A 22,261-nucleotide genomic window follows, 5' to 3' on the forward strand; every position below is an offset into this window, starting at 1 on the left:
CGTTTGATTGGTGTCGGCGATGGGGCTGCCAACCTTTAAAGCGAGGGCGTACTTATATTTTTGCCGCTGCCTCTCAGTGCGGCTGCCGGGGGCTTCCCGATCGATATTCGGCACTTAAGCCGTTAAATTTTTTATTTCTTCGCCAGTTCCTGGTTAATCATCCAGAGCTCCCGGCGCTCTTCGCTGCTTAAACCGTGTGTGCGCTCGCGAGCAATCAACTCTTCCTGGCGCAGCTCAAGCATCGAATCAAACATATGGTTGAGTGAGTCGGTGAACGTTTTTTCTGCAATGTCCTTATCTGCTATATCGTCCCACATCGACAGTTTTTCAAGGGTAGCAGCCTCTTTTGTGCCGCGATAATGTTCTAAAAGTTGTCCGGTGGTCAGACCTGGCTGCGACAAACACGTGTTGACCAGTTCTGAAAATAAGCCAAGTCCGGGCAATTTTTCGTGGTTTAAACCCGCCAGCGACGGCACCTGCGGTGCGAGCTCGGGGTTTTGTACCAGTAACCCTATCAGTATACGCATGGTTGTGCGTTTTAGCTGAGGCGCAGGGCGAACCGCGCCGTTTTCAGCCTGTTTAGGCATTAAACGTTCAAGCTGGCTGTCATCCAGAATGCCGAGCTTGTTGCCTAATTCCTGACGCAAATAGATGCGCAGCGTTTCGCCGGGCACCTGGCTGATTAACGGCAGCGCCAGCGTACTGAGCTGCGCGCGCCCGTCAGGAGTACTCAAATCGACCTGCGGCATCAGGCTGTTAAACAAAAACGTGGAGAGCGGCTGTGCCTGCTCCATCCGCGCTTCAAACGCCGCTTTGCCCTCTTTACGCACCAGCGTATCCGGGTCTTCACCGTCGGGCAGAAACATAAAGCGTAGCTGACGCCCGTCGGTCATGTAGGGGAGCGCGGTTTCCAGCGCCCGCCAGGCAGCGTCGCGTCCTGCACGGTCACCGTCGTAACAACAAATCACGTTGTTGGTGACGCGGAACAGCAACTGAATATGATCCGCCGTGGTGGACGTTCCTAACGACGCAACCGCATAGTTGATGTCGTACTGTGCCAGCGCGACAACGTCCATATAGCCTTCGACGACCAGAAGGCGCGGAGGTTCCGCATTATTCTGCTGCGCCTCATAAAGACCGTACAGCTGACGGCCCTTATGGAAAATATCGGTTTCCGGGGAGTTGAGGTATTTCGGCAGGGCATCACCCAGCACGCGACCACCAAAACCAATGACCCGGCCACGCTTGTCGCGGATCGGGAACATCACCCGTTCGCGGAAGCGGTCGTAGCTTCGTCCCTGGTCGTTGGTGACCAGCATGCCTGCATCGATGAGAGACTTACGATCTTCGCTATTGCCGCCAAAACGCTTTAACACGTTGTCCCAGCCGGGCGGGGCGTAACCAATAGCGAAACGCGCAATGACATCGTCGCTCAGTCCGCGCTTGTTCAGATACTGACGCGCAGGCTCAGCCGCAGAGTGCTTAAGAGACTGTTGGTAAAACGAATTCAGGCCATCCATCAGTTGATACAGCGTTTGCCGTTGATGGCGCTCGATCTGACTTGGCCCACTGCCTGCTTCATACGGCACTTCAAGGTTATGCATCGCCGCCAGCTCTTCGACGGTTTCAACGAACTCGAGCTTGTCGTAGTTCATTAAAAAATCAACGGCATTACCGTGAGCACCACAGCCGAAGCAATGGTAAAACTGCTTTTCACCGTTTACGGTGAAGGAGGGGGTTTTTTCGTTATGGAACGGACAGCACGCATGGTAATTCTTGCCCTGCTTTTTCAGCTTTACCCGCGCGTCGATGAGATCGACGATGTCGGTTCTGGCAAGCAGGTCATTGATGAAAACGCGTGGGATTCTTCCGGCCATATGCCCCGTTATTTTTAGTGACTCATAAACGAAAACAAGCCGCGCATTCCTTCCGGAAGCACGGCCTTACGACTATTACTCTGTCTGTCAATTGAGGGCTGAGGCCCTCAACCAATTAGTACAGACGAGTACGGCGTGCGTTTTCGCGAGCCAGTTTCTTCGCGTGACGTTTCACAGCGGAAGCTTTAGCGCGCTTACGTTCGGTCGTTGGTTTTTCATAAAACTCACGACGACGAACTTCAGCCAGAACACCTGCTTTCTCGCATGAACGTTTGAAGCGACGCAGTGCCACGTCGAACGGCTCGTTTTCACGTACTTTAATTACCGGCATGTAACTCTCACCTTTGATAAATTCGGTTTGCCGCTGGCATCAACGCCAGCTTATTTCAAAATGGTGCGGAATTTTACTGCAAATGCTGCTGCTTTGTAAAGCACCGATGCGATTTTGAAAGGGACTTTAATAAGGGTGAGGAGTATACACGAGCCTTCTTCCTGGGGCGAACAAAGTTTTACATCAACCCGCCCAGGCTCTACACTGCGCGGTATTGAAACGAGGTAAAACAAGTCATGCGTGTACTGGGTATTGAAACATCCTGCGATGAAACCGGCATCGCCATTTACGACGACGAAAAAGGGCTTCTGGCCAACCAGCTGTATAGTCAGGTGAAATTGCACGCTGACTACGGCGGCGTCGTACCTGAACTGGCCTCTCGTGACCACGTGCGTAAAACGGTTCCCCTGATTCAGGCGGCGCTGAAAGAAGCCGGATTAACGGCAAAAGAGATTGATGCAGTGGCGTACACCGCAGGCCCGGGCCTGGTTGGCGCGCTGCTGGTTGGCGCGACGGTTGGCCGTTCGCTGGCGTTCGCGTGGGATGTACCAGCGATCCCGGTTCACCATATGGAAGGGCATCTTCTGGCGCCGATGCTGGAAGAGAATCCGCCTGAGTTCCCGTTTGTGGCGCTGCTGGTCTCCGGCGGTCATACGCAGCTGATTAGCGTAACGGGCATTGGCAAATATGAGCTGCTGGGCGAGTCGATCGACGACGCCGCCGGTGAAGCCTTCGACAAAACCGCCAAGCTGCTGGGGCTGGATTACCCCGGCGGCCCGATGCTCTCGAAAATGGCGTCGCAGGGAACGGAAGGGCGCTTTGTCTTCCCGCGCCCGATGACCGATCGTCCGGGGCTGGACTTCAGCTTCTCCGGGCTGAAAACCTTCGCGGCGAACACTATCCGCAATAACGACAACGACGAGCAGACCCGTGCCGATATCGCCCGCGCGTTCGAAGATGCGGTGGTGGATACGCTGATGATCAAGTGTAAGCGCGCGCTGGATCAGACCGGCTTTAAGCGTCTGGTGATGGCGGGCGGCGTCAGCGCTAACCGCACGCTACGCGCGAAGCTTGCCGAGATGATGCAAAAGCGTCGCGGGGAAGTGTTCTATGCGCGTCCGGAATTCTGTACCGATAACGGCGCGATGATCGCTTACGCGGGTATGGTGCGGCTGAATGCGGGTGCGACGTCCGACCTGAGCGTGTCCGTGCGTCCGCGCTGGCCGCTGGCGGAACTGCCGGAGGCGTGAGTTTTTTTGCCCGGTGGCGCTGCGCTTACCGGGCCTACAAAACCGTAGGCCGGGTCAGGCGAAGCCGTCACCCGGCAATAAACCGCACTACACCCGCAACATCCCTTTCTCTTCCAGAAACGCAATAATCGTCGCTAAACCGTCACCCGCCTTCAGGTTGGTAAATGTCCACGGACGATCGCCGCGCATGCGGTTAGTATCGCGTTCCATCACCTCCAGCGACGCACCAACGTACGGCGCGAGATCGGTTTTGTTGATCACCAGAAAATCGGATTTGGTGATCCCCGGTCCGCCTTTGCGCGGGATTTTTTCCCCTTCGGCCACGTCGATGACGTAAATGGTCAGATCCGCGAGTTCCGGGCTGAACGTCGCGCTCAGATTGTCACCGCCGCTTTCAACGAAGATCAGATCCAGATTGCCGAACTTCTCGCTTAACGCTTCCACCGCCGCCAGGTTCATTGAGGCGTCTTCGCGGATGGCGGTATGCGGGCAGCCGCCGGTCTCTACGCCCACGATGCGCTCCGGCTCCAGCGCGCCTGCCTCGGTCAGGATGCGCTGATCCTCTTTGGTGTAGATATCATTCGTCACCACCGCCAGGTGATACGCGTCGCGCATTGCTTTGCAGAGCGCTTCCAGCAGCGCGGTTTTGCCCGACCCTACCGGGCCGCCCACGCCCACGCGCAGGGGATGTTTGTAATCAGCCATGTTGACTCCTCAGGAACGGAATAGTCGTGAATATTGGGTTTCGTGGCGCGCGGAGGCGATGGCGGACAGCGGCGTTGCTGCCCCCAGCGCGTCGTCGCGACGTAAAAATGCCTGTTCAAAACCAGCGGCGTAGTGATCGCTCAGTTCGATAATCAGCTGCTGAGCTGCCTGCTGTCCGAAGGGTACCAGCTTGACGCCCGCCATCACCGCACTCTCCATCCAGCTGTAGCCGAGGCTCAGCGCCAGCTCGCGCGCGCCAATGCCCCAGCGCACGCCGAGCCACGCCATGCCGCAGAGCTGGCTTTGCATAAACAGCGGCAGCCATTCGGGCGGACAGTCAGGTTCCCAGCTCTTAATCAGTCGCGTAAAGGCCGCCCCACGGTTGCGCTCCTCTTCACGCAGCTCGCGTGTTTCCCGACAGGCGAGCAGCCAGGACGTCCAGCGTTTGGCCGTCGCCAGATCGCTCTGCGTACAGGCCTGATACAGACGAATAAACAGCGGCAGGTCGACGCAGAAAAAGCTCTGCTCCATCTGCTGGATTTGCCAGCGTTTGAACGCGTCGGCGTTGGTGACCCAGCCTGCTTCAACGGCCCACTCCAGCCCCTGCGACCAGGTAAACGACCCGACCGGCAGGCTGCTGCTGGAGAGCTGCATCAGGCGCAGCCACTGGCGGGAGTGCTCCATTAGCTCATCAGCGCCAGCAGGGCGGAGACAATCAGACCGCCGCCGAAGGTTTTACGCAGGCCATCGTGACGGCGCAGCAGCAGCCCCGCGGCGAAACTGGCGCACAGCACCGTGGCGCTGGCGAACATAAAGCCGCTGGTGAACAGCCAGAAGCTGTGGCCCGACATCTCCACGCCATGCGCCCAGCCGTGGAACATCGCCAGGGCAGGCACCGCCAGCAGCAGACGGTTTTCAGTTTTAAACATCATCACGCCACAGACCGCCAGCGAGGCGATAATCAGCATCTCCATGCCGCTGAAACCGCCGAGCAGGCTGCCCGCAATGGCACCGACAAGCATCATTCCGAGGGTGGCAAACGGCAGCAGGAGTTTGCGACCGCTCAGCGCCGAGAGCACGCCTGCGCCCGCCAGCATCAGCAGGTGATCGAGCCCGGTCAGCGGGTGGAAAAAACCGGCCTGAAAGCTGTCGGCGCCGTGGCCGGGATGCGCGAGCGCGGGAACGGAAAAAGCCAGCAGTACAAGGGGGAGTAACTTGCGCATGATGAATCCTTAATGTGAATGTGCGTGAGCGTGGCTATGGCTGTGGGCATCGCTGGTGTAAGCGCCCGCTTCCGGCTCAAACGGCAGGCTGGCGAACGTCACCTCAAGCCCGAACTGGCGCAGCATGTCGTCGAGAACGTGGTCGTGGTGATAGCGCAGTTCGCCTGGCATGATCTGCAGCGGCACGTGACGGTTGCCCAGGTGGTAGCAGGCGCGAGCGAGCAGGAACGGATCGGCGCAATGCACCACGGAAACCGACTCTGGGGCGGCGATGACCTCGATGACCTCGCTACCGTCGTCGGTGGTCAGCAGGTCGCCACCGCGCAGCAGCAGGCCGCGCGGCAGCATCAGCCCGGCTTCGCGGCCGTCGTTCAGCGCTACACGGGCGCGGCTTTTCACCCGCACGTCAATCGGCAGCGTGACGCTGGCGGTAATCGGATGCGCGTGGTCCAGGCGTTGGGTTAAATAGATCATCATCACTCCTCAAAACAGGAAATAGCGTTGCGCCATCGGCAGAACGTCAGCCGGTTCGCTGGTTATCAGTTCACCGTCGACGCGCACCTCGTAGGTTTGCGAATCAACGGTGATATTCGGCTGCAGGCCGTTGTGGATCATGTCCGCCTTTTTCACCGTCCGGCAGCCTTTCACCACCGCGGTAGCGCTTTGCAGGTTGAGCTGCTGCGGGATGCCGTTCGCACTGGCGGCCTGCGAGATAAACGTCAGGCGCGTCGCGTGGCGTGCGGCACCCAGCGCGCCAAACATCGGGCGGTAATGCACCGGCTGCGGCGTAGGGATAGAGGCGTTGATATCGCCCATTGGCGCACAGGCGATCATCCCGCCTTTGACGATGGTGGCGGGTTTGACGCCAAAGAACGCCGGGGACCAGACCACCAGATCCGCCAGCTTGCCCGCCTCAATTGAACCCACTTCATGGGCGATGCCGTGGGTGAGCGCCGGGTTAATGGTGTATTTGGCGACATAACGCTTCACGCGGAAGTTGTCGTTATCACCCGTCTCTTCCGCCAGCGCGCCGCGCTGGACCTTCATGCGGTGCGCCACCTGCCAGGTGCGGATAATCACTTCCCCGACGCGACCCATGGCCTGTGAGTCTGACGACGTGAGCGAGAACGCGCCGATGTCGTGCAGCACGTCTTCGGCGGCGATGGTTTCCCGCCGAATGCGTGATTCGGCAAACGCCACGTCCTCGGCGATATCCGGGTCGAGGTGGTGACAAACCATCAGCATGTCGAGATGCTCGTCGATGGTATTGACCGTGTAGGGCAGCGTCGGGTTGGTGGAGGAGGGCAGAATATTCGGGTGCGCGCAGGCGGTGATGATATCCGGCGCATGGCCGCCGCCCGCGCCTTCGGTGTGGAAGGTATGGATAGTGCGCCCTGCGATGGCCGCCAGCGTGTCTTCGACAAATCCGGATTCGTTCAGCGTGTCGCTGTGCAGCGCCACCTGAATATCCATCTCGTCAGCGACTTCCAGCGAGCAGTTAATCGCCGCAGGCGTCGCGCCCCAGTCTTCGTGAATTTTCAGCCCGATAGCACCCGCGGCAATCTGCTCGCGCAGGGCATCCGGGTTGGAGCCGTTACCTTTGCCGAGCAGGCCGATATTCACCGGCAGCGTATCGGCAGCCTGCAGCATGCGGGCGATATACCACGGCCCCGGTGTGCAGGTGGTGGCGTTGGTGCCCGCCGCCGGTCCCGTGCCGCCGCCGATCATGGTGGTGACGCCGGAGACCAGCGCCTCTTCCGCCTGCTGCGGGCAGATCCAGTGGATGTGGGTGTCGATCCCGCCAGCGGTGACGATCTTCCCCTCGGCGGCAATCACTTCCGTTGCCGCGCCAATGGGGATCGTCACACCGGGCTGAATGTCCGGGTTCCCGGCTTTGCCGACGGCAAAGATCCGTCCGTTCTTGACGCCGATATCGGCTTTCACGATCCCCCAGTGATCGACGATCAGCGCATTGGTGAGAACCAGATCCACGCAGCCGTCAGCGGTCATCTGCCCCTGACCCATGCCGTCGCGGATCACCTTCCCGCCGCCGAATTTGACCTCTTCGCCGTAGATCGTGAGATCGTCTTCCATTTCGATCCACAGCTCGCTGTCGGCCAGCCGTACTTTATCGCCGGTGGTGGGGCCGAACATATCGGCATACGCCCGGCGTGAAATGTCAGCCATGTTTCACCTCGCCCATTACCTCGCCGCGAAAACCGACAATGCGCTGCGCACCCGTGACCTGAACCAACGTCACTTCCCGCTTCTGGCCGGGCTCAAAGCGCACGGCGGTACCCGCCGGGATGTTCAGTCGGTAGCCTTTGGTGGCTTCCCGATCAAACTTCAGCGCCGGGTTGACCTCGTAAAAGTGGTAGTGCGATCCGACCTGGATCGGCCTGTCGCCGTGGTTTTCGACAACCACGCTTTGGGTTTCACGCCCGAGGTTGAGGGCAATGTTTCCGGGCTGGATCTGATATTCACCTGGGATCATCACGCGCTCCTTAGACGATCGGGTTGTGGACGGTGACGAGCTTGGAACCGTCCGGGAAGGTGGCTTCCACCTGAATATCCGGGATCATCTCCGGCACGCCTTCCATCACCTGGTCGCGCGTCAGGACGTGGCGACCCGCTTCCATCAATGAGGCAACGGTTTCGCCATCGCGCGCGCCTTCCATAATAAAGGCGCTGATCAGCGCGACCGATTCCGGATAATTGAGCTTTACCCCGCGCGCAAGGCGGCGTTCGGCAACCAGCGCGGCGGTGAACAGCAACAGCTTGTCTTTTTCTCTGGGGGTCAGTTCCATAACGTTTCTCTTATGTCTGCCAGATACGCGGCGAGCAGGCGGTTTTAAGGGTTAAAAGCGGGCGAAGCGTCTGCCAGATGTCGCGCATCGCCCGCTGGCAAATCAGGTTGTCGTGGGAGAGAAAACGTACCGACAGCAGATCGTCAGTGAGCGTTGCGCCCGCAAAGCGTTCCAGCGGTGCGAGCAGTTCGCGCACCGTGTCGAGATGTTCTTCCCGGGCCGGATAGAACAGCAGCGTGCCGAGCCACGGATATCCGGCAACGGGCGTGAGATCGCCGTCGCTAATATGCTGACGCTCAATCAGGCGCGGTTCGTCTTCAACCCAGATTTCAAGGCGGCTCTCCAGCGTGCCGTGGCTGAAGGTCTCACCGATCACCGGGCGCCCCAGGCAGTACAGCTCCCACGCCAGCAACGTGCTGGAGGCCTTCAGGTGGAAGACGGAACGCAGCGCGGCGTTCGCGCCGGGAAAAATGATGCTGTCCTGCGGCAGCCACTCCAGCGTGGAATTTTCATCGAGGTAAAAATGCTGGCTCAGACGAGCCTGCGGACCGCTGCTGCGATAGAACTTGCTGGCGCCGGGCATGGTGATAAGCGCGTGGCTTTTGGCGTCCAGCCGAACGGTAATGTCCAGCGTATCGCCGCCAACAATCCCGCCGGGCGGGTGCAGCAGGTAAAGGTGGCAGGTTTCCCCTTCGGGGTAAAACGGACGTTGAACGGTGAGCGGCCCGACGTGGTGGGCGGAGTGCAGGAGGGTTTTCTCAGGGGTGTGACAAAACTGCAGGGCAAGCGACGCCTGCCAGCCTTTATACGTATTATCAGTGACCTGAGCTGCTAACATGCTGCATCCATTTCCACACCATCGGGATACGTTTCAGTATGCCCTGGCGGAAATGAAGCCTGTCATATGAGTCGCTTATGGATAAAAAAACGGCTCATGTGAGCCGGTTTGTGAGACTAGCGAAAGTCCTTCGCATCTACATCAAGGTATAACTAACCCTTCGGCGCGTCTTTTTTCTTCCTCTTGAGCTTCGTCCAGATTTTGGTCTCCTGACGACGCCACAGGCGCTGGATATTGTCGTGATGACGCAGCAGGATAAGACAGGAGAGCATCGACACCGGGAAGGTGAACTGGGGCTTGAACCACCAGACGTAGAACGGGGCGATCAGCGCGCTGACGATGGCTCCCAGCGACGAATAGCCGCTCAGAAGAATAGTCAGTAGCCAGGTCCCGGCCATGACGCCGGTTAAGTCCCAGCCGATGGGCGCAATGGCACCAAAGGCGGTAGCCACACCTTTGCCGCCTTTAAAGCTGAAGAATACGGGCCAGATGTGGCCGACGCAGGCAGCAATAGCAATGAGCCCCAGCCAGAACGGCGTGACGCCCAGCGCATAGGCGCCCCAGACGGGTAGCATCCCTTTCAGAACATCAAAAATCAAAACCGCTACGGCTGCTCCCTTGCCACCAATTCGTAGTACGTTGGTCGCCCCCGGATTCCCGGAACCATTTTCACGCGGGTCAGGTAACCCGGCAATGCGGCAGACCAGAATGGCGCTGGAGATTGAGCCGCAAAGATAGGCGAGGAGGATCATTCCAGGCGCGATTGCACTCATAACGCTGTTCCGTTTTGAAAATGTATCTGTATTCTCAGCATCTGTGGATAATACGCATAATTCGCCGGAAGTGGTATCCGGTTTAGCCAAAAAGCAGGCAGGTCGTGATGGATATAGTATTTATAGAGCAACTTTCGGTAATCACCACAATTGGTGTTTACGACTGGGAACAGACCATCGAGCAGAAACTGGTGTTCGATATCGAAATGGGCTGGGATAACCGCAAATCGGCAAAAAGCGATGACGTGAACGACTGTCTGAGCTATGCCGACATCAGTGAAACGGTCATCGCCCACGTTGAAGGGCAGCGTTTTGCGTTGGTCGAACGGGTGGCTGAAGAAGTCGCAGAATTGCTGCTGAAAAAATTCAACTCACCATGGGTGCGCATCAAGCTGAGCAAACCGGGAGCGGTGGCGCGTGCCGCCAATGTTGGCGTCATTATCGAGCGTGGCACAAATCTGAAAGGCAAGAATTAACGTCATAATTGCTAAACCAATTTAGGTTATACCGGTCTCAAGACTGTATCTTATCGGTTGTCCGTATGGGACACCGTTTTTTTATATCTTTTTAGGGGTTTATAGATGAGCGATATGCACTCGCTGCTGGTGGCGGCAATACTGGGTGTGGTCGAAGGATTGACGGAGTTTTTGCCGGTTTCCAGTACTGGCCATATGATTATCGTTGGCCATCTGCTGGGCTTTGAAGGGGATACCGCAAAAACGTTTGAAGTAGTTATCCAACTGGGGTCTATTCTGGCGGTGGTCGTGATGTTCTGGCGTCGCCTGTTTGGCCTGATCGGCATCCATTTTGGCCGTCCGCCTCAGCACGAGGGGGCCGGTAAAGGTCGTCTGTCACTGATCCATATTCTGCTCGGGATGATCCCCGCGGTGGTGCTGGGCCTGGTTTTCCACGACGCCATCAAATCTCTGTTTAATCCGATTAACGTGATGTACGCGCTGGTGGTGGGCGGTTTCCTGCTGATCGCCGCGGAAGTGCTGAAGCCAAAAACGCCGCGCGCGGAAGGTGTGGACGATATGACGTATCGTCAGGCGTTTATCATTGGTTGCTTCCAGTGTCTGGCGCTGTGGCCGGGCTTCTCGCGTTCAGGCGCAACGATTTCTGGCGGGATGCTGATGGGCGTAAGCCGTTACGCCGCGTCAGAGTTCTCGTTCCTGCTGGCGGTGCCGATGATGATGGGTGCCACGGTACTCGACGTCTATAAGAGCTATCACTTCCTGACGGCTGGCGATATTCCGATGTTCGCCGTCGGCTTCATCACCGCCTTTATCGTGGCGCTGATTGCCATTAAAACCTTCCTGCAGTTGATTAAGCGTATCTCGTTTATTCCGTTCGCGATCTATCGCTTTATCGTGGCGGCTGCGGTGTACGTGGTCTTCTTCTGACCGATTGCCCTCAGTCTTTCGGCTGAGGGCAATGCTTTTCCTTCCAGTCCGACACCGCCTGAATCCGCCGTTTCGTGAGTTCTTCCCGAATCTCTGGTCCTTTGAATCCCGCTTCGACAACGTCCTTCGTGGGCACCGCTTTCGCGACGTCCCAGGCTTTACGCAGTAAACGCCCCTGCGGGTAATCGCATGCTTCAAACCCGGTACGACCGCGCACGTCAGCTTCGCTGGTGAGCGCGATTTGCTCCACGCGCTGAGGTTTGCGCCAGGCGTCGATGTTATCGAAAAGCTTAACGATGGTGGCCGGTTTCAGGATGGGGAAGGTGTGGATCAGATCGTGGAACTCGGCCACCAGTTTCGCCAGATCGCGGATCTCGTTCGGCACGCGCAGACGCTGGCACAGTTCCTCGACCAGCTTCACCCCTGCCGGGCCGTGCCCGTGGTGGCGAGGCCAGAATTCTTTTGGCGTTAAGCCTTTGCCGAGATCGTGGCACAGGGTGGAAAAGCGCACGTCCACGTCAGGGCTCAGCATGGCCGCCATGCTGAGCGTCATCAGCGTGTGTACGCCGGTATCAATTTCCGGGTGCCATTTTGCCGGGGCAGGTACACCAAACAGCGCGTCTATTTCCGGGAACAGCACTTTCAGCGCGCCGCAGTCGCGCAGGACCTGGAAAAAGACCTGCGGGTTGCGCGTGGTGAGGGCATTTTCCGTCTCTTTCCAGACGCGCTCTGGCGTCAGGTGTTCAAGCTCGCCCGCCTCGGTCATGGCGGTCATCAGCGCCATTGTCTCGTCGGCAATACGGAAACTGAGATGGGCGTAACGCGCGGCAAAGCGCGCCACGCGCAGCACACGAAGCGGATCTTCAGAAAACGCCGGGGAAACGTGACGTAAAAGACGGTTGCGCAGATCGTCCTGACCGCCATAAGCGTCAACGATCTGCCCGTGTTCGTCCTGCGCCAGCGCGTTGATGGTGAGATCGCGGCGCAGGAGATCTTGCTCCAGCGTGACGTCCGGCGCGGCATAGCAGGTGAAGCCCGTATAGCCCGAACCCGATTTCCGCTCGGTACGCGCCAGGGCATACTCTTCGCGGCTTTTCGGGTGCAGGAACACGGGAAAATCGCGGCCTACCTGCTGGTAGCCCGCGTTGAGCATCTCTTCAGGGGTGGCGCCAACCACCACCCAGTCTTTATCTTTGACCGGCAGACCTAACAACGCATCACGTACCGCACCACCGACCAGATAACTCTTCACGCCCAACTCTCCCGTTTTCTCTTTTCCAGAATGATACGTAAGTCTGGCAGAGAAGACGAATTAGTTCATCCAGCGGTCTTTACGCTTACGGCTTGGGATCAGATGTGGCAGAACCAGACCCAGTACCAGACCCACGCCCAGCACGCCGCCGCCATACATAAACCACTGCATGATAATGGTGCGCTGCTTGTCGTCGAGCTGCAGATTGGCGGCATTCACTTTCTTCTGCGCGACAATCAGCTCGTTTTTCAGTTTCTGGTTCTCTTCTTTCAGACCGTTAATCACACCGTCGCTTTGCGCCACTTTCTGCTGCATTTCAGCGGTGCGCTGGTTCCAGGTGCCGTCGATGTTGTTCAGCTTGTCGGTCAGGGTCTTCACCTGGTTTTCCAGATCCGGCACGCGCGTGCGCAGGCTAGGCACGGTGCTTAGCTCTTTCAGCGGGATCCAGGACGTACGACCGGTACTGTCGCGCACCTGGCCGTAGTTGGTATCCGCGTTAGTCTGTAACAGGGTGACTTCCTCGCCGGCATTCACCGTACCCACGAGGCGATAATTATCTCCGGGGCCACTGCGTACCCAGGTGTTCAGTTCGTCAGAAACGTAACGCTTCTCTTCAGCGTGCACTGCGGTTGCGGCGCTAAAAGCGAGTAAAGTAAGTCCAATCAGGCGTAATTTAAGCATTATTAGTCGTTATTTTCATAAATAGTGGAACGATAGTAGTGGCAACAGTGTCTCTACGCAAAGCATTCGTCAGCAATCAGAATCATCTGTGTCACGACTCTACAGATTTACGCCCGACAAATTGCTCATTGCATGGCAATTTGGCGCAAAATACTATGTACTGACAAACAAATGGCGAGGAAGTTCGCCCTCATTGACGCGTCTGTGACGCACGCAAAAGTACAAGGCTATGGCACAAGAAATCGAATTAAAGTTTATCGTCGAAAAAGACAGCGTTGACGCACTCCGCCAGCATCTGCATACGCTTTCCGGCGAACACCATGCACCGGTACAACTGCTTAATATCTATTACGAAACACCTGACAACTGGCTGCGCCGCCACGATATGGGGCTGCGCATCCGCGGTGCGAGCGGTTGCTATGAGATGACGATGAAAATTGCCGGCCGCGTGGTCGGCGGTTTACATCAGCGCCCGGAATACAATATCGACATCAGCAAGCCAGAACTTGAGCTGGAACGTTTCCCGGCGGAAGTCTGGCCGGAAGGCGAGCTGCCTTCCACGCTGGCAGAACAGGTACAGCCGCTGTTCAGCACCGATTTCTGGCGCGAGAAATGGCTGGTGACGGAAGGCAAAAGCCGCATCGAAATCGCCCTCGATTTGGGGGAAGTGAAGGCGGGTGAGTTCCAGGAACCGATTTGCGAACTGGAGCTTGAACTGCTGGAAGGAGACGCGAATGACGTGTTGAAGCTGGCACGCAGGCTGGTGAACCAGTCCGGATTACGTCAGGGAAGCCTGAGTAAAGCCGCACGGGGTTACCATCTGGCCGCCGGCAATGCGCCGCGCGTGCTGAAAGAGACGACCATCCTGCACGTTGCGCCGAAAGCCAGCATTGAACAGGGTCTGGAAGCCGCGCTGGAGCTGGCGCTTTCTCAGTGGCAGTACCACGAAGAGCTGTGGGTGCGAAATGTGAAAAACGCGAAATCCCACGTGCTGGCGGCCATTGCCCTGGTGCGCCATACCCTGGCGCTCTTCGGCGGTATTGTTCCTCGCAAAGCGAGCGCTCACTTACGTGACCTGCTGACGCAAACCGAAACGCTGATGCTCTCCGACGTATCGGCGCAAACGGCGATCTACAGCCCGCAAACCGCTGCGGCAAAACTGGCGCTGACCGAGTTTCTGGTGACGCGCGGCTGGCGCGCCTTCCTGGATGCGAAAGCAGAGACCAAAATCGCGGAGAACTTTAAGCGTTTCGCGGATATTCACCTTTCCCGTCATGCTGCTGAGCTGAAGACTACCTTTGCGTATCCCCTGGGTGACCAGTATGGCGATCAGCTTCCCCGTCTTTCGCGCAATATCGACAGCATGTTGCTGCTGTCTGGTGCCTATGATGGCGTCAAAGCGCAGGCCTGGCTGGAGAACTGGCAGGGGCTGAAGCATGCCATTGAAACCCGTCAGCATATTGAGATTGAGCATTTCCGTAACGAGGCCATTTCGCAGGAGCCGTTCTGGCTGCACAGCGGAAAACGTTAACTCTGGCAAGGAACCCCTATAATGCCGCTTTCTTCAGCCTTACAGCAGCAGTGGCAGACCGTTTGCGAACGTCTGCCTGAGTCATTACCGGCGTCATCGTTAAGCGAGCAGGCAAAGAGCGTGCTCGCCTTCAGTGATTTTGTGCAGGAAAGTATCACCGCCAACCCGGACTGGCTGGCGGAGCTTGAGAACGCACCGCCGCAGGCGGACGAGTGGCGACGCTATGCTGGCTGGCTGCAAACCGCACTCGAAGACGTTGCGGATGAAGCCACGCTGATGCGCGTCCTGCGCCAGTTCCGCCGTCGGGTGATGGTGCGTATTGCCTGGGCTCAGGCGCTGGAGCGGGTGAGCGAAGAGAGCACGCTGCAGCAGTTAAGCGAGCTGGCGCAGACGCTGATTGTCGCCGCGCGCGACTGGCTCTACGCCGCCTGCTGTAAAGAGTGGGGCACGCCGTGCAGTGAGGAAGGGGTTCCTCAGCCGCTATTGATTCTGGGGATGGGCAAGCTGGGCGGCTGCGAGCTGAACTTCTCCTCCGATATCGACCTGATTTTTGCCTGGCCCGAGAACGGATCCACGCGCGGCGGCCGTCGCGAGCTGGACAACGCCCAGTTCTTTACCCGGCTCGGTCAGCGTTTGATTAAGGCGCTGGATCAACCCACGCAAGACGGTTTTGTTTACCGTGTGGACATGCGCCTGCGTCCGTTTGGCGACAGCGGACCGCTGGTGCTGAGCTTTGCCGCACTGGAAGATTATTACCAGGAGCAGGGGCGCGACTGGGAGCGTTACGCGATGGTCAAAGCGCGGATCATGGGCGACAGCGACGACGCTTACGCCAACGAGCTGCGTGCCATGCTGCGCCCGTTCGTGTTCCGTCGCTATATCGACTTCAGCGTGATCCAGTCACTGCGTAATATGAAAGGGATGATTGCCCGCGAAGTCCGCCGTCGTGGTCTGAAGGACAACATCAAGCTCGGCGCGGGCGGTATTCGCGAAATCGAATTTATCGTTCAGGTCTTCCAGCTTATTCGCGGCGGCCGTGAGCCCTCGCTGCAGTCCCGCTCGCTGTTGCCGACGCTGAGCGCCATTGATCAGCTGCACCTGTTGCCGGATGGCGACGCGCAAACCCTGCGCGAGGCCTATCTGTTCCTGCGCCGTCTGGAAAACCTGCTGCAAAGCATCAACGACGAACAGACCCAGACCCTGCCGGGCGATGACCTTAACCGGGCGCGTCTGGCCTGGGGCATGCGCGTGGACGACTGGTCAACGTTGACCGAACGGCTGGATGCCCATATGGCAGGCGTTCGCCGCATCTTTAACGACCTGATTGGTGATGACGAAAGTGAATCGCAGGACGATGCGCTTTCCGAGCACTGGCGCGAGCTGTGGCAGGACGCGCTTCAGGAAGACGATACCACGCCGGTGCTGACGCACTTAACCGACGACGCGCGCCATCGCGTGGTGGCGCTGATCGCTGATTTCCGTCTTGAGCTGAACAAACGCGCCATCGGCCCGCGCGGTCGTCAGGTACTCGATCACCTGATGCCGCACCTGCTGAGCGAGGTCTGCTCGCGGGCGGATGCGCCGGTACCGCTGTCGCGGATGATGCCGCTGCTGAGCGGGATTATCACGCGTACCACCTACCTTGAACTCCTGAGCGAGTTCCCTGGCGCGCTGAAACACCTGATTACGCTCTGCGCCGCGTCGCCGATGGTGGCCAACAAGCTGGCGCGCTACCCGCTGCTGCTGGACGAGCTGCTCGACCCGAACACGCTGTATCAGCCGACGGCGACGGATGCCTACCGGGACGAGCTGCGTCAGTATTTGCTGCGCGTGCCGGAAGAAGATGAAGAGCAGCAGCTTGAAGCGCTGCGTCAGTTTAAGCAGGCGCAGATGCTGCGCGTGGCGGCGGCGGATATCGCCGGAACGCTGCCGGTGATGAAAGTGAGCGATCACTTAACCTGGCTGGCTGAAGCGATCATCGATGCGGTGGTGCATCAGGCGTGGGTGCAGATGGTGGCGCGCTACGGCCAGCCGAAACACCTGGCCGATCGTGAAGGACGCGGCTTCGCGGTCGTGGGGTACGGCAAGCTCGGTGGCTGGGAGCTGGGCTATAGCTCCGATCTGGATTTAATCTTCCTGCACGATTGCCCGGTTGACGTGATGACCGACGGCGAGCGTGAGATTGACGGGCGTCAGTTCTATCTGCGCCTGGCGCAGCGCATCATGCACCTGTTCAGTACCCGCACCTCGTCGGGCATTTTGTATGAAGTGGATGCGCGCCTGCGTCCGTCCGGCGCGGCGGGCATGCTGGTGACCTCAACGGACTCCTTCGCCGATTACCAGAAGAATGAAGCCTGGACGTGGGAGCATCAGGCGCTGGTGCGCGCTCGCGTGGTGTATGGCGATCCGCAGCTCAAAACGCAGTTTGACGTCATCCGGAAGGAGGTTATGACCACCGTGCGCGACGGCAGTACGCTGCAGACCGAAGTGCGTGAAATGCGTGAAAAGATGCGCGCACATCTGGGGAATAAACATCGCGATCGCTTTGATATTAAAGCCGACGAGGGCGGGATCACCGATATTGAGTTTATTACCCAGTATCTGGTGCTGCTCCACGCCCACGATAAGCCGAAGCTGACGCGCTGGTCCGATAACGTGCGCATTCTGGAACTGCTGGCGCAAAACGACATTATGGACGAGCAGGAGGCGCAGGCCTTAACCCGCGCCTATACCACGCTGCGCGATGCGCTTCATCATCTGGCGTTGCAGGAAGAGCCGGGCCACGTGGCGCTGGACTGTTTTGCCGCAGAGCGCGCGCAGGTGACGGCAAGCTGGCAGAAATGGCTGGTGGAACCGTGCGTAACAAAACAAGTGTGATATTATCGCGCGCAAATTGTGAATCTTTCTGGAGTCAGGAATGAAAGTAACACTGCCAGAGTTTGAACGTGCTGGAGTTATGGTTGTCGGTGATGTGATGCTGGATCGCTACTGGTATGGGCCGACCAGCCGCATCTCTCCGGAAGCGCCGGTACCGGTGGTTAAGGTCGACACCATTGAAGAGCGTCCTGGCGGCGCGGCAAACGTGGCGATGAACATTGCCTCTCTGGGCGCGCACTCGCGTCTGGTAGGCCTGACCGGCATCGACGACGCAGCGCGTGCGCTGAGCAAGTCGCTGGCGGACGTGAACGTGAAGTGCGATTTCGTTTCTGTTCCGACCCACCCAACGATTACGAAACTGCGCGTGCTGTCGCGCAACCAGCAGCTGATCCGCCTCGACTTTGAAGAAGGGTTCGAAGGCGTTGATCCTGAGCCGCTGCACGAGCGTATCAACCAGGCGCTGGGCAATATCGGCGCGCTGGTGCTGTCCGACTATGCGAAAGGCGCGCTGGCGAGCGTGCAAACGATGATTCAGCTGGCGCGTAAAGCCAACGTACCGGTGCTGATCGACCCGAAAGGCACCGACTTTGAGCGCTATCGCGGCGCGACGCTGCTGACGCCAAACCTTTCTGAGTTTGAAGCGGTGGCGGGCAAGTGCAAAACCGAGGAAGAACTGGTTGAGCGCGGTATGAAGATCATTGCTGACTTTGAGCTGTCCGCGCTGCTGGTGACCCGCTCCGAGCAGGGGATGACGCTGCTGCAGCCGGGAAAACCGCCGCTGCATATGCCAACCCAGGCGCAGGAAGTGTACGACGTGACCGGTGCCGGTGATACGGTGATCGGCGTGCTGGCGGCGACGCTGGCGGCGGGGAATTCCCTTGAAGAAGCGTGCTACTTCGCTAACGCCGCGGCGGGTGTGGTCGTCGGTAAGCTCGGTACGTCAACCGTTTCGCCAATCGAGCTGGAAAACGCGGTGCGCGGCCGTGCGGATACCGGTTTTGGCGTTATGACCGAAGACGAGCTTAAAGTGGCCGTCGCCGCCGCGCGCAAGCGTGGTGAAAAAGTGGTGATGACCAACGGTGTGTTTGACATCCTGCACGCGGGCCACGTTTCGTATCTGGCGAATGCACGCAAGCTGGGCGATCGCCTGATTGTGGCGGTAAACAGCGATGCGTCGACGAAGCGCCTGAAGGGTGAAACGCGTCCGGTTAACCCGCTGGAACAGCGCATGATTGTGCTTGGCGCGCTGGAAGCGGTGGACTGGGTGGTGTCGTTTGAAGAAGATACCCCGCAGCGCCTGATTGCCGGCATTCTGCCGGACCTGCTGGTAAAAGGCGGGGATTATAAACCGGAGCAAATCGCGGGTAGCGAAGAGGTCTGGGCCAACGGCGGCGAGGTGATGGTGCTCAATTTTGAGGACGGGTGCTCAACCACCAACATCATCAAGAAAATCCAGAAAGACAGTCAGTAAAAAACGGGCCAGTTGGCCCGTTCGTTTTTCACCCTCTCCCTGTGGGAGAGGGCTGGGGTGAGGGCATCAGGCCGCACTTACTCCTGGTCGTCCACCGGTGGAATAGCCGGTGCCGGCTTCACCTCTTCCGGCGTATTACGGTTTTCCAGCTCGGTCAGACGCTGTTCCAGCAGCGCCAGCTTCTCGCGGGTGCGCAGCAGAACCTGGGTCTGCACGTCAAACTCTTCGCGGCTGACTAAATCAAGGCGAACCAACTGCGCCTGCAGCGTCTGGCGGATTTTCTTTTCTACGTCATCACCAAATTCACGAATGCCTTTTGGCATGGATTCATGAACCTGACGCGCAATTTGCTCAATTTTCTTTGGGTCAATCATTGTCGTTTCCCTTGATGAAAAGGTGTTAGTGCCTATTGTAGCGCGTCATGCCGTGGGTTAAACAAAATTGTTTGAAGCTTATGCATTGCCCAGGATAATCAATAGCGTTATAGTTATCTCGCTTATTCTCAGGGCGGGGCGAAATTCCCCACCGGCGGTAAATCAGCGTCATGCTGAAAGCCCGCGAGCGCTTTGGGTGAAAACTCAAAGGTCAGCAGATCCGGTGTAATTCCGGGGCCGACGGTTAGAGTCCGGATGGGAGAGAGTAACGATCCAGTCGGGCTTGGGCCCGCTCACGTTATCTTTTTGCCGCTTATACGGCGCTCCTAAGACTGCCCTGATTCTGGTAACCATAATGTTAATGAGGTTTTTTTACCATGAATCAGACGCTACTTTCCTCTTTTGGCACTTCAACTCAACGTGTTGAACATGCACTGGATGCACTGCGCGAAGGCCGCGGTGTGATGGTGCTTGACGATGAAAACCGTGAAAACGAAGGCGACATGATTTTCGCCGCCGAGAACATGACCGTTGAACAGATGGCGCTGACCATCCGTCACGGCAGCGGCATCGTATGCCTGTGTATTAATGAAGACCGCCGTAAGCAGCTCGACCTGCCGATGATGGTCGAAAACAACACCAGCGCCTTTGGTACCGGCTTTACCGTGACTATTGAAGCGGCGCACGGTGTGACCACCGGTGTGTCTGCGGCTGACCGTCTGACCACCGTGCGTGCAGCCATTGCTGATGGTGCGAAGCCATCCGATCTGCATCGTCCTGGCCACGTCTTCCCACTGCGTGCGCAGGCGGGCGGCGTGTTGACCCGCGGCGGCCACACCGAAGCGACCATCGACCTGGTGACGCTGGCAGGCTTCAAACCTGCGGGCGTACTGTGTGAACTGACTAACGATGACGGCACCATGGCGCGCGCGCCGGAGTGCATCACCTTTGCCCGTCTGCACAATATGCCGGTGGTAACGATTGAAGATTTGGTGGAATATCGCCAGGCGCACGAGCGCAAAGCCAGCTGAAAACGCTGATGTGAAAAAGCCGGGGAAACCCGGCTTTTTATTTTTAATCACTGATAGTTTATCTTCAGCACCACATCTTTACTGAATGGGCCAACGTCAATTTCCCGGTTGGGATTTTTGGTTAGCCTGGCCATGTAATTATGGGTGACCGTCGAGGCTCCCCCGTTCGGGTAATACGTTGCAAAGGGGTAATAGGTGTTCATTAATAGATCTTCCCCTAACGTTTCGTCGCGGATCTGCATGAGTAAACCGTTTCCCATATCGACATGGCTGGTGTCATACAGATCGTCAGTGTTAAAACTCATGGTGACATCAAACTGCTGTGAGCATGCTGCCGTGGCATCGCGTATTGTCGACACGCTAAAGGGCGCTTTCTGTGTTCTTACGTCGATATTATTGACTTGGCCAAAATCAACCGTCTGGTTTTCCGGGAATATTTGTATGTCCACGCTGCAGTCCAGGAAATGAACGTGGTCGAGACCGTCGATATTGTAACGCAGGTTTTTTGCATTTTTTACAAGGTTGGCTCCACCCTCACCATCAAATTGCAGGACGTTGATGCTGCCGAAATCATAAACGGTGTCAGGATCGGTGGGGAAAGCTTTGAGTTTGACATATAAACGAAAACGGGAAGGGAACGTGATGTCTTTCTGTAATGTTGAACCATTACAGACCGGATCATGCCAGATGCCATCGTAGTATTGTTCGAATTTATCCAGACAGGCGCCGGTATCAATCCCTTCATCGATCATCTCATGGTCCGCGCCATTATAGGTTACGCCGAAGGTAAAATAGGGATTATTTAACACGTCAGCGTTATTCACGGCCGAGAGTTTTATCCAGGCAAAAATATCTTCTGTTTGATTAGTTTTGGTCCAGCCCGCCGCATTATCACAATAAACCGTAATGTTGACGTCAGAGCTTTCCCATATTTTACTTCCAATTACCGCATTTGACGGAACCGTAAAGCTGGGTAAGTTGGCGGTGTAAGATAATGCCCCACCTTTAGTATTTTGATAACAGTCTACCGCCCAGGAGGAAAATGAGCATAACAGCAACAATAAGCATGATAACGAAACAATATTTTTCATTATGACCCCTTCTTCACTGATTCGCTATGGCACACCGGCTGTACCGAGGTACAGCTGATTCTGAAGTTGTTTAAACCACCGTAATCGCCGATGTAGCCAATCTGGAACTTCTCCGGGAGGTTTTTTATCTCTGACTGGGTTTGAGAAAAGGGATCAACCATAAATCCTTTTGCGCCCTGCAATAACGTTTTTCCGTCAATGCCAATGTAACCAATGGTGATGTGATACGGGGTACCATTTTTTATCATCACGCCCGTCGCAGTGCGAGAAACCTCCACCTTATCCATTGGAATGGCCTGGCCCTCTTTTAGCACAATAGCTTTAGGACGCCAGAACACCTTGAGGCGGCTTTGCATGGCAATTTGCATGATATTTTTTTGCGTTGAGCGCGGCGGGATCTCCCGCATGTTGTAATAAAAAGTGATTCTCTGTCCGCCGGCAGCTGGGCAAGGCTTTGCTGGCCCATCAGGCGAATTTGGCTTTGTTCCTCTGCATCGAGACGGATTAAAGGGGGAAGTGGCGTCATATATTCGCGCGTTTTACGGCCCTCTTTATCTTCGATCCAGGACTGTGCCAGATAAGGCGTCGTTTTACTTTGGTTCGTCAATTTTATCGACACGCTCTTATCCGTTTCGTTAAAGATAATACGCGTCCTGTCCGGGGACACTGTTGCATGGGCTACCGAGCACGCGCCGAGAAGAGCGACAATCCCTTTTAATAACAATGTTGGTTTCATTTTATTCATC

General features: G+C 57.2%; 22 protein-coding genes, 1 pseudogene and 1 riboswitch. Of the genes and pseudogenes, 7 read left to right on the forward strand and 16 right to left on the reverse strand.

Translation table 11 applies throughout. The features are described from left to right. Positions 1-131 precede the first annotated feature (131 nt). Both dnaG and rpsU read right to left on the reverse strand, forming a co-directional pair. Positions 132-1,877: a DNA primase gene (dnaG, locus tag FU672_RS12135; RefSeq protein WP_023333458.1), complete on the reverse strand. Its 1,746-nt coding sequence runs from the start codon at positions 1,875-1,877 to the stop codon at positions 132-134. A 115-nt stretch (positions 1,878-1,992) separates the two neighbouring features. Further along, positions 1,993-2,208: a 30S ribosomal protein S21 gene (gene rpsU, locus FU672_RS12140; protein ID WP_001144069.1), complete on the reverse strand. Its 216-nt coding sequence runs from the start codon at positions 2,206-2,208 to the stop codon at positions 1,993-1,995. A 236-nt stretch (positions 2,209-2,444) separates the two neighbouring features. On the opposite strand from rpsU, the gene tsaD reads away from it, so the two are divergent. Then, positions 2,445-3,458 (forward strand): tRNA (adenosine(37)-N6)-threonylcarbamoyltransferase complex transferase subunit TsaD, encoded by a 1,014-nt coding sequence (tsaD, locus tag FU672_RS12145; RefSeq protein WP_010435734.1) that lies wholly within the window; start codon positions 2,445-2,447, stop codon positions 3,456-3,458. 87 nt (positions 3,459-3,545) lie between these two features. Here the strand turns inward: tsaD and ureG are convergent, their stop codons facing one another. From ureG to plsY, 9 genes are all read right to left on the reverse strand, one after another. Further along, positions 3,546-4,163 carry an urease accessory protein UreG gene (ureG, locus tag FU672_RS12150; RefSeq protein ID WP_148243415.1) on the reverse strand — a complete coding sequence of 206 codons (618 nt, stop codon included), beginning with the start codon at positions 4,161-4,163 and terminating at the stop codon, positions 3,546-3,548. A 9-nt stretch (positions 4,164-4,172) separates the two neighbouring features. Beyond that, positions 4,173-4,847: an urease accessory protein UreF gene (locus FU672_RS12155; protein ID WP_148243416.1), complete on the reverse strand. Its 675-nt coding sequence runs from the start codon at positions 4,845-4,847 to the stop codon at positions 4,173-4,175. Then, a complete protein-coding gene (locus FU672_RS12160; RefSeq protein WP_148243417.1) occupies positions 4,847-5,386 on the reverse strand; it encodes a HupE/UreJ family protein in 540 nt (179 codons plus the stop codon). Before FU672_RS12160 ends, FU672_RS12155 begins: the two co-directional genes overlap by 1 nt. A 9-nt stretch (positions 5,387-5,395) precedes the next feature. Next, entirely contained in the window at positions 5,396-5,860 is a 465-nt protein-coding gene (ureE, locus tag FU672_RS12165) for an urease accessory protein UreE (protein WP_148243551.1), read from the reverse strand. A 9-nt stretch (positions 5,861-5,869) separates the two neighbouring features. Then, positions 5,870-7,573, reverse strand: coding sequence for an urease subunit alpha (gene ureC / locus FU672_RS12170; RefSeq protein WP_148243418.1), 1,704 nt, complete (start codon positions 7,571-7,573; stop codon positions 5,870-5,872). Then, a complete protein-coding gene (locus FU672_RS12175; RefSeq protein ID WP_148243419.1) occupies positions 7,566-7,880 on the reverse strand; it encodes an urease subunit beta in 315 nt (104 codons plus the stop codon). Before FU672_RS12175 ends, ureC begins: the two co-directional genes overlap by 8 nt. A 10-nt stretch (positions 7,881-7,890) precedes the next feature. Next, positions 7,891-8,193 carry an urease subunit gamma gene (locus FU672_RS12180; RefSeq protein ID WP_003862556.1) on the reverse strand — a complete coding sequence of 101 codons (303 nt, stop codon included), beginning with the start codon at positions 8,191-8,193 and terminating at the stop codon, positions 7,891-7,893. A 10-nt stretch (positions 8,194-8,203) separates the two neighbouring features. Continuing rightward, on the reverse strand, positions 8,204-9,031 hold the full coding sequence (locus FU672_RS12185; RefSeq protein WP_148243420.1) for an urease accessory protein UreD: 828 nt from the start codon (positions 9,029-9,031) through the stop codon (positions 8,204-8,206). Positions 9,032-9,183: 152 nt separating this feature from the next. Continuing rightward, a complete protein-coding gene (plsY, locus tag FU672_RS12190; RefSeq protein WP_148243421.1) occupies positions 9,184-9,804 on the reverse strand; it encodes a glycerol-3-phosphate 1-O-acyltransferase PlsY in 621 nt (206 codons plus the stop codon). A gap of 107 nt (positions 9,805-9,911) precedes the next feature. Between plsY and folB the strand changes: the two genes are divergently transcribed. Both folB and bacA read left to right on the forward strand, forming a co-directional pair. Then, positions 9,912-10,280: a bifunctional dihydroneopterin aldolase/7,8-dihydroneopterin epimerase gene (gene folB / locus FU672_RS12195; protein WP_023333447.1), complete on the forward strand. Its 369-nt coding sequence runs from the start codon at positions 9,912-9,914 to the stop codon at positions 10,278-10,280. A gap of 105 nt (positions 10,281-10,385) precedes the next feature. Continuing rightward, entirely contained in the window at positions 10,386-11,207 is an 822-nt protein-coding gene (gene bacA / locus FU672_RS12200) for an undecaprenyl-diphosphate phosphatase (protein ID WP_148243422.1), read from the forward strand. A 10-nt stretch (positions 11,208-11,217) separates the two neighbouring features. Here the strand turns inward: bacA and FU672_RS12205 are convergent, their stop codons facing one another. Then, entirely contained in the window at positions 11,218-12,459 is a 1,242-nt protein-coding gene (locus FU672_RS12205) for a multifunctional CCA addition/repair protein (protein WP_148243423.1), read from the reverse strand. Between the two features lie 60 nt (positions 12,460-12,519). Continuing rightward, the gene (locus FU672_RS12210; RefSeq protein ID WP_024906484.1) at positions 12,520-13,140 is read right to left on the reverse strand and encodes a TIGR04211 family SH3 domain-containing protein; all 621 of its coding nucleotides are present in this window, start codon (positions 13,138-13,140) and stop codon (positions 12,520-12,522) included. Between the two features lie 229 nt (positions 13,141-13,369). Between FU672_RS12210 and FU672_RS12215 the strand changes: the two genes are divergently transcribed. The 3 genes from FU672_RS12215 to hldE are packed head-to-tail and all read left to right on the forward strand — an operon-like array spanning position 13,370 to position 19,019. Continuing rightward, positions 13,370-14,671 carry a CYTH domain-containing protein gene (locus tag FU672_RS12215; protein WP_148243424.1) on the forward strand — a complete coding sequence of 434 codons (1,302 nt, stop codon included), beginning with the start codon at positions 13,370-13,372 and terminating at the stop codon, positions 14,669-14,671. A gap of 21 nt (positions 14,672-14,692) precedes the next feature. Beyond that, positions 14,693-17,548 (forward strand): bifunctional [glutamate--ammonia ligase]-adenylyl-L-tyrosine phosphorylase/[glutamate--ammonia-ligase] adenylyltransferase, encoded by a 2,856-nt coding sequence (gene glnE / locus FU672_RS12220; protein WP_148243425.1) that lies wholly within the window; start codon positions 14,693-14,695, stop codon positions 17,546-17,548. 40 nt (positions 17,549-17,588) lie between these two features. Continuing rightward, positions 17,589-19,019: a bifunctional D-glycero-beta-D-manno-heptose-7-phosphate kinase/D-glycero-beta-D-manno-heptose 1-phosphate adenylyltransferase HldE gene (gene hldE, locus FU672_RS12225; RefSeq protein WP_148243426.1), complete on the forward strand. Its 1,431-nt coding sequence runs from the start codon at positions 17,589-17,591 to the stop codon at positions 19,017-19,019. 77 nt (positions 19,020-19,096) lie between these two features. Here hldE and ubiK read toward each other — a convergent pair whose 3' ends face one another. Continuing rightward, positions 19,097-19,393 (reverse strand): ubiquinone biosynthesis accessory factor UbiK, encoded by a 297-nt coding sequence (gene ubiK, locus FU672_RS12230; protein WP_020689465.1) that lies wholly within the window; start codon positions 19,391-19,393, stop codon positions 19,097-19,099. Positions 19,394-19,513: 120 nt separating this feature from the next. After that, positions 19,514-19,664, forward strand: a riboswitch (FMN riboswitch). Between the two features lie 106 nt (positions 19,665-19,770). On the opposite strand from ubiK, the gene ribB reads away from it, so the two are divergent. Beyond that, positions 19,771-20,424 carry a 3,4-dihydroxy-2-butanone-4-phosphate synthase gene (ribB, locus tag FU672_RS12235; RefSeq protein WP_023309208.1) on the forward strand — a complete coding sequence of 218 codons (654 nt, stop codon included), beginning with the start codon at positions 19,771-19,773 and terminating at the stop codon, positions 20,422-20,424. 47 nt (positions 20,425-20,471) lie between these two features. Here the strand turns inward: ribB and FU672_RS12240 are convergent, their stop codons facing one another. Both FU672_RS12240 and FU672_RS12245 read right to left on the reverse strand, forming a co-directional pair. After that, positions 20,472-21,515 (reverse strand): fimbrial protein, encoded by a 1,044-nt coding sequence (locus FU672_RS12240; protein WP_187360804.1) that lies wholly within the window; start codon positions 21,513-21,515, stop codon positions 20,472-20,474. Continuing rightward, positions 21,515-22,260: pseudogene (locus FU672_RS12245) on the reverse strand (fimbrial biogenesis chaperone). The gene FU672_RS12240 and the pseudogene FU672_RS12245 overlap by 1 nt, the downstream one beginning before the upstream one ends. Position 22,261 lies beyond the last annotated feature (1 nt).

The organism is Enterobacter asburiae, assembly GCF_008080435.1.
Taxonomy (GTDB): Bacteria; Pseudomonadota; Gammaproteobacteria; order Enterobacterales; family Enterobacteriaceae; genus Enterobacter; species Enterobacter asburiae_C.